Origin of the sequence: Spirillospora sp. NPDC046719 (assembly GCF_040645715.1) — a bacterium.
GTDB lineage: Bacteria > Actinomycetota > Actinomycetes > Streptosporangiales > Streptosporangiaceae > Spirillospora.
In genome coordinates this window covers 1-6527 of record NZ_JBEYYT010000485.1, presented here as the reverse complement: position 1 = coordinate 6527, position 6527 = coordinate 1, and the positions used below count along the sequence as shown (strand labels likewise).

The following is a 6527-nucleotide window of genomic DNA, read 5'->3' as shown; positions in this document are numbered from 1 at the left end:
CCCCGTGGACTACGCGCGCGGCGAGCAGCGGCCGTTAGAGCTGGACCTGGTAGTGGTGACTGACGCGGCGGCGCTCGACGTCGAGCTGTGCGCGGTGCTGGTCGAGGCGTGCCCGGACGGCGCCCACCTCGTGCTGTGCGCGGAGCCGGGCTCGCCGCCGCCCGCCGGTCCCGGCCGTCCGCTGGACGACCTGGAGGCGTCCGAGACCGTTCCGGTCGTCGTGCTGGACGCCGCGCCGCCCGCCGATCCCGTCGCGGCGCTCACCGAGGCGGTGCGCGGCGGCGAGCTGGCCGCCGTGGACGCGCCCGGCCGCGAGGTGGTGATCGTGCCCGCCGGCGACCCGGCCGAGGCCGTGCACCGGGCCGTCCAGCTCGTCACCGACTCGATCCCCCGGGCGCTCGGCATCCCGGTGGAGGACGTCCAGGTCGTCGCGGCCGCCGCGGGCGGCGAGGCGGGCACCGCCGCGCTGAACGCGGCGCTGAAGGCGCGGCTGAACCCCGGCCCCGGCGCGTTCGGCGGGATGGACCCCGGCGACCGGGTGGTCGTCGCGGCGCCGCTCGCGCAGGCCGCCATCGGCGAGACGGGCGTGGTGACCGGAGGCGGGCCGCACGGGCTGGACGTGGAGTTCCCCGGCGGCGCGGTGACGGTCGCGCCCGCGGACGCGGCGCGGCTGCGGCACGGGTGGGCGGTGCCGGTCGCGCAGGCGCGCGGGACGCGCCGTCCGGCGGTCGTCGCGGTGCTGGTCCCGGACGGGCTGTCGCGGCCGCTGGTGGCCACCGCGTTCGGGCTCGCGCGCCGCCACCTGTCGGTGGTGCAGGCGGCCGGACCGGCTCTGGCCAGGGCCGTCAAGGAGGCCGGGGCGCGCGAGCGGCGGACGCGCCTGGCGCGGCTGGTGATGCGGTAAAGAAACCGCCGTGTCGCGGTTTACGGTTGGGCGCGCATGGGGCACGATCTGACCAATTGGCGCGCGTTTTTGACCGTGACCTCTGTGTCCTTCTCTCGTTGGACCAGATGTCAACAACAGCATCACCGGTAGGCGGAGGAGCGACATGCCCCAGCGGCTCAGGCGGCTCGGTACGGCTTCGGCCGCGGTCTCGGCGGGCGCCCTGGTCCTGGTACTGGCCGCGCCCGCGAGCGAGGCGGCGGCGGACACCTGCAAGAAGGGCACCGACCCGGCCAGCACCATCGATAACTGGAAGTGCAACCTCGGCAACCTGCGCAAGGCGCTGACCCCGACGCCCACGCCGACGCCCACGCCGAAGCCGAAGCCAACCGAGCAGACGAAGAAGCCCGCCGTCCCGAAGGCGCCGAAGAAGACCAAGGCGCCCGCGCGGTCCGGCGGGACCGGCTCCGCGCCGTCGGGCGGCGGAGGCGCGGCCGGGAGCGGGCCCGCCCCCATGACCGGCGGCGAGGGCCTCAAGCCCTACGACGACAAGGCGCCCCTGCCCGCCGCCGGGCTGCCGGGCGTCCTGCCCACCCCGGAGATCGCGGCCGACCCGAACGCCTACCGCACCGCCCCGGGCTCCGCGGCCATGCCGCAGACGCGCCTCATCTCCCCCGTGGCGTCCTCCGAGCACGAGAGCAACCAGATGCTCTGGGTCGCCGCCGCCGCGGGCGCCGCGGGCGCCGTGGCCGCGCTCAACATCAGCGTCGCGGGCCGCTCCCTCCGCCGGTCCGCCGCGGCCCGCCGCCGCTGACCGCGGGCACCCGGCCGCATCGGGCACGGGACGCATCGGGCACGGGACGCCAGCCACCCGGCCGACGAACGGCGAAGGCCCCTCCCCGGCAACGGGAAGGGGCCTTCGGCACGTGAAACGGGCTTACACGTCCGGCGCGCCGATGGAGTGCAGGCCGCCGTCGACGTGGACGATCTCGCCGCTCGTGGCGGGGAACCAGTCCGACAGCAGCGCGACGCAGGCCCGCGCGGTCGGCTCGCTGTCCTTGATGTCCCAGCCGAGCGGCGCCGCCTTCGGCCACAGCTCCGTCATCCCCTCGAAGCCGGGGATGCTCTTGGCCGCCATCGTGGCCAGCGGGCCCGCCGCGACGAGGTTGACGCGGATGCCCTGCGGGCCGAGGTACTTCGCCAGGTAGCGGGCGCACGACTCCAGGCCGGCCTTCGCCACGCCCATCCAGTCGTACACCGGCCACGACTTGGTGGCGTCGAAGTCGAGGCCGACGACCGAGCCGCCGTCCTTCATCAGCGGCAGGCACGCCATCGTCAGCGACTTCAGCGAGTACGTGGACGCGTGCACCGCGGTCGCCACGTCCTCCCAGGGCGTCTCCAGGAAGTTGCCGCCGAGCGCGGTCTGCGGCGCGAAACCGATCGCGTGCATGACGCCGTCGAGGTGGTCGAACCCGTGCGCGCGCAGGTTGCCCTCGAGGGCGTTCAGCTGCTCGGTGTTCATCACGTCGAGCTCGATGACCGGCGGCGGGTTCTCCGGGCCGGACGGCAGCCGCTTCGCGGTCCGCGCGGTGAGGGTGGGGCGCGGGTAGGCGGTCAGCACCACCTCGGCGCCCTGCTCCTGCGCGACCCGCGCGACGTGGAAGCCGATCGAGGCGTCGGTGAGGACGCCGGTGACCAGGATGCGCTTGCCTTCGAGGATTCCCATGACCTCAGTGCCCCATTCCCAGGCCGCCGTCCACCGGGATCACGGCCCCGGTGATGTAGGCGGCGTCCTCGCTCGCCACGAACCGCACCGCCTTGGCGACCTCCTCCGGCCGCGCGATCCGGCCCAGCGGGATCGCCGCGGTGATCCCCTTCTGCTGGTCCTCGGTCAGCACCGCGGTCATGTCGGTGTCGACGAACCCGGGCGCCACCACGTTCACCGTGATGTTGCGCGAGCCGAGCTCGCGCGCCAGCGACCGCGCGAACCCGACCAGGCCCGCCTTGGACGCGGCGTAGTTCGCCTGCCCCGGCGAGCCGAGCAGCCCGACGACCGACGACACCAGCACGATGCGGCCCGTGCGCGCCCGCATCATGCCCTTCACGCCGCGCTTGGCGACCCGGAACGCGCCGGTCAGGTTCGTGTCGAGCACCGAGGTGAACGACTCCTCGCTCATCACCGCCAGCAGCGTGTCCTTGGTGATGCCGGCGTTGGCGACGAGCACCTCGACCTTGCCCTGCTCCGCCTCGACCTTCGCGAAGGCCGCGTCGACGTCCTCGGCGCTGGTCACGTCGCACCGCACGCCGAACAGCCCCTCCGGGGGCTCACCCGACCGGTAGGTGACGGCGACGGCGTCGCCCGCCGCGGCCAGCTCGCGGGCGATGGCCAGGCCGATGCCCCGGTTCCCCCCGGTCACGAGGACAGAGCGACTCATCACGACCCTCTCGTAGGCTGTCTCATTGGTCCGTCCTCCGGTGCGCGGCTCTCGGTGCGCGCTGGACCGCCCGCGGCGGGGCGGTCGCTTCCGGAGTCGCCGTCCTGCGACGACATCGCACGACCCTAGCGGCCCCCGCAGGGGAACAGGATGTGCCTTACCGACAAGATCCGCACCCCCGCTTTGTTCGCCCCGCCGCGCAGGTGAGGCGGAAGGGTCCCCGGGGGTAGGTTGCGAAAGGTGCATGACATCGATCCCGCCTTCACCGCGCTGCCGCTGCGCGCGCTGGCCGACGCGGCCCTCGCCCGGGCCCGGGAACTCGGCGCCGAGCACGCCGACTTCCGCCTCGAACGCATCCGCAGCCAGACCCTCCGGCTGCACGACGCCGCCCTGGAGACCGCGCTCGACGCCGACGACGTGGGCCTGTCGGTCCGCGTCGTCAAGGACGGCACCTGGGGCTTCGCCGCCGGCATCGACCTGACCGCGGCCGGCGCCGCCCGGGTCGCCGAGCAGGCCGTCGAGGTCGCGGCCGTCGCCCGCGCCGTCAACCGCGAGCCCATCGAGCTGGCGCCCGAACCCGCGCACGGCGAGCGCACCTGGGTGTCCTCCTACGAGACCGACCCGTTCGACGTGCCGACCGCCGAGAAGGTCGCGCTGCTGGCGGACTGGAGCCGCGGCCTGCTCGCCGACGACCGCGTCGACCACGTCGACGCGACCCTGCTGCAGGTCAAGGAGAACAAGTTCTTCGCCGACCTCGCCGGCACCGTCACCACCCAGCAGCGCGTCCGGCTGCACCCGGTCGTGAACGCCGTCGGCATCGCCGACGGCGTCTTCGACACGATGCGGACCCTCGCGCCGCCCGCCGGGTACGGCTGGGAGTGGCTGACCGGCGCCCACTGGGACTGGGACGGGGAACTCGCCCGCATCCCCGAGCTGCTCGCCGAGAAGCTCGCCGCGCCCAGCGTCGAGGCCGGCGCCTACGACATCGTCGTCGACCCGTCCAACCTGTGGCTGACCATCCACGAGTCGATCGGGCACGCCACCGAGCTGGACCGCGCGCTCGGCTACGAGGCCGCCTACGCCGGCACCTCGTTCGCCACCCCCGACAAGCTCGGCAGCCTGCAGTACGGCTCCAAGGTCATGAACATCACCGGCGACCGCACCACCGAGCACGGGCTGGCCACCATCGGCTACGACGACGAGGGCGTCGAGACCCAGTCGTTCGACATCGTGTCCGGCGGCCTGTTCACCGGCTACCAGACCGACCGGCGCATCGCCCGCCTCACCGGCGCGGAGCGCTCCAACGGGTGCGCGTTCGCCGACGCCGCGTCCAGCATGCCGATCCAGCGGATGGCGAACGTGTCGCTCGCCCCGGCCCCCGGCGGGCCGTCCACCGACGAGCTGATCTCCGGCGTCGAGCGCGGCATCTACATCGTCGGCGACAAGAGCTGGTCGATCGACATGCAGCGGTACAACTTCCAGTTCACCGGGCAGCGGTTCTACCGGATCGAGAACGGACGGCTCGCCGGCCAGCTCCGCGACGTCGCCTACCAGGCCACCACCACCGACTTCTGGAACTCGATGGAGGCCGTCGGCGGCCCGCAGACCTACGTGCTCGGCGGCGCGTTCAACTGCGGCAAGGGCCAGCCGGGGCAGGTCGCGCCGGTCAGCCACGGCTGCCCGTCCGCGCTGTTCCGCGGCGTCAACATCCTCAACACCCTGCAGGAGGCCGGCCAGTGAGCACGATCAGGCCGCAGGAGGCCGTGGAGCGGGCGCTCGCCCTGTCCCGCGCCGACGACTGCATCGCCATCGCCGAGGAGTCCACCACCGCGAACCTGCGCTGGGCGGGCAACACCCTCACCACCAACGGCGTCACCCGCTCCACCCGGCTCACCGTGATCGCGCTGCGCCGCACCGGCGACGGCGTCGCCGCCGGCGTCGTCTCGCGGTCCGCCGTCGGCGCCGACGGCGTCGAGGACCTGGTCCGCGCCGCCGAGGCCGACGCCGCCGGGAACGAGGCCGCCGAGGACGCCGCGCCGCTCGTCGCCGACGGGCCCGCCGCCACCGGCTGGGACGACCCGCCCGCCGAGACCGGCATCGGCGTCTTCGAAGGCGTCGCGCCCGCGCTCGGCGAGGCGTTCGCCGCCGCCGAATCCGCCGGGAACCGGCTGTACGGGTTCGCCAACCACGTCCAGACCTCCACGTTCCTCGGCAGCTCCGCCGGGCTGCGGCTGCGCCACGACCAGCCCACCGGGCTGCTCGAACTGAACGCCAAGGGCGCGGGCGGCTCCGCCTGGGCCGGCGTCGGCACCCGCGACTTCGCCGACGTCGACGTCCCCGACCTCGCCGCCGGCCTCGCCCGCCGGCTGGAATGGGGCTCCCGGCGCGTCGACCTGCCCGCCGGACGGTACGAGACGATCCTGCCGCCGTCCGCGGTCGCCGACCTGATGATCTACCTGTACTGGTCGGCCGGCGCCCAGGACGCCGCCGACGGCCGCACCGTGTTCAGCGCCCCCGGCGGCGGCACCCGCGTCGGCGAGAAGCTCGCGAGCCTGCCCGTCACCCTGTCCAGCGACCCCGCCGCGCCCGGCCTGGAATGCGCGCCGTTCGTCGTCGCGCACGCCTCCAGCCGCGAGGCGTCCGTGTTCGACAACGGCCTCGCCCTCGGCGCCACCGACTGGATCGCCGACGGCACGCTCACCTCGCTCGCGCAGACCCGGCACTCCGCCGAACGCACCGGCCTGCCGCTCACCCCGTCGATCGACAACCTGTCGATGGCCGGCCCCGGCGGCGGCGCGTCCCTGGAGGAGATGATCGCCCGCACCGAGCGGGGACTGCTGCTGACCTGCCTGTGGTACATCCGCGAAGTGGACCCGCAGAGCCTCCTGCTGACCGGCCTCACCCGCGACGGCGTCTACCTCGTCGAGAACGGCGAGGTCGTCGGGGCCGTGAACAACTTCCGGTTCAACGAGAGCCCCGTCGACCTGCTGGCACGCCTCGCCGAAGTCGGCGGGACCGTCCCGACCCTGCCGCGCGAATGGTCGGACTACTTCACGCGCGCCGCGATGCCGGCGCTACGGGTCGCCGACTACAACATGTCGACGGTCTCCCAGGCGAGTTAGGTGTGGGGGGCGACCCCCCACACCCCCCGGGCGGGGTTGGCCGTCGCCTTACGCTCCGCTGGCGCTCCGCTTCAGGCGCCGGTCAAC

At 74.1% G+C, this 6527-nt stretch carries 5 protein-coding genes and 1 pseudogene; 4 read left to right on the top strand and 2 right to left on the bottom strand.

The annotated features are described in order from the left end of the window. A pseudogene (locus ABZ914_RS43810) lies at positions 1–904 on the top strand (helix-hairpin-helix domain-containing protein); the annotation flags it as partial. A 145-nt stretch (positions 905–1049) separates the two neighbouring features. Further along, positions 1050–1697, top strand: a complete 648-nt coding sequence (locus tag ABZ914_RS43805; protein WP_500200649.1) for a hypothetical protein — start codon at positions 1050–1052, stop codon at positions 1695–1697. A 123-nt stretch (positions 1698–1820) separates the two neighbouring features. Here ABZ914_RS43805 and fabI read toward each other — a convergent pair whose 3' ends face one another. Continuing rightward, positions 1821–2609 carry an enoyl-ACP reductase FabI gene (fabI, locus tag ABZ914_RS43800; RefSeq protein WP_190856437.1) on the bottom strand — a complete coding sequence of 263 codons (789 nt, stop codon included), beginning with the start codon at positions 2607–2609 and terminating at the stop codon, positions 1821–1823. Positions 2610–2613: 4 nt separating this feature from the next. Then, positions 2614–3318 carry a beta-ketoacyl-ACP reductase gene (locus ABZ914_RS43795; RefSeq protein WP_173093449.1) on the bottom strand — a complete coding sequence of 235 codons (705 nt, stop codon included), beginning with the start codon at positions 3316–3318 and terminating at the stop codon, positions 2614–2616. Positions 3319–3558: 240 nt separating this feature from the next. Here ABZ914_RS43795 and ABZ914_RS43790 point away from each other — a divergent pair, with 240 nt between their 5' ends. Continuing rightward, positions 3559–5058 (top strand): TldD/PmbA family protein, encoded by a 1500-nt coding sequence (locus ABZ914_RS43790; protein WP_387018090.1) that lies wholly within the window; start codon positions 3559–3561, stop codon positions 5056–5058. A gap of 5 nt (positions 5059–5063) precedes the next feature. Next, positions 5064–6440, top strand: a complete 1377-nt coding sequence (locus ABZ914_RS43785) for a metallopeptidase TldD-related protein (RefSeq protein ID WP_500200650.1) — start codon at positions 5064–5066, stop codon at positions 6438–6440. The last annotated feature ends 87 nt before the right edge of the window (positions 6441–6527 follow it).